Origin of the sequence: Streptomyces viridochromogenes (assembly GCF_001270495.1) — a bacterium.
GTDB classification, from domain to species: Bacteria; Actinomycetota; Actinomycetes; order Streptomycetales; family Streptomycetaceae; genus Streptomyces; species Streptomyces viridochromogenes_A.
In genome coordinates this window covers 1-240 of record NZ_LGUR01000171.1, presented here as the reverse complement: position 1 = coordinate 240, position 240 = coordinate 1, and the positions used below count along the sequence as shown (strand labels likewise).

The following is a 240-nucleotide window of genomic DNA, read 5'->3' as shown; positions in this document are numbered from 1 at the left end:
GATGCGCAAGCTGTCGCCGGCGCTGAAGCGGGAGATCGAGGCGTTCTCCTACGCGGTGCGCTCGTACTTTCCCGAGTTCCTCTTTCCGCGGCCGACCGGCGGGCTCGCGGACTTCGGCAGCGAGCTGGCCGGCCTGCGCACGGCGGACCCGGAGCTGGTCCGGCTGGAGTTCGCCGTCCCCCTGCTGTCGCCGTGGCCGGGCGGCGGCGAGGGCAGGGATCCACACGCGCTGCGGGAACC

The 240-nt window shown here is 73.3% G+C and carries 1 pseudogene; it reads left to right on the top strand.

Features of this window, described 5'->3' with window-relative positions:
• A pseudogene (locus ADK36_RS17110) lies at positions 1–240 on the top strand (ArsR/SmtB family transcription factor); the annotation flags it as partial.